The organism is Dellaglioa sp. CoH-57-MRSF-21, assembly GCF_056781915.1.
Window position 1 is genome coordinate 1 of the sequence record NZ_JBXAXU010000241.1, and the last position, 243, is coordinate 243.

Here is a 243-nt window from a genome sequence, read left to right on the forward strand (position 1 = left end):
GTGGATGAGTACGGCGACGAGGAAAAGCCGCAGAGCACGCGGCGGCTTGCGCTGGACGAGGTTACGGAGGGCATCCGCCGCGTCCTGCTCAACGGTATGACGGTACGCGAGTCGCATGCACTGGTCGCGGGTTGGATTCGTGCCGACCTGTATCGAGCGATCATCGATCCGGATCACGACGCGCACTCGTACACGGTGGATTGTGTGATTCAGGCCGCCGCGCTGGGCCGCCACGTGTACAAT

General features: G+C 63.4%; 1 protein-coding gene. It reads left to right on the forward strand.

Annotated elements, in window-relative coordinates; translation table 11 throughout:
• Nucleotides 1-243 (forward strand): hypothetical protein (locus AC1RPQ_RS08640; protein ID WP_481762373.1); only part of this gene is annotated, 243 nt, incomplete at both ends.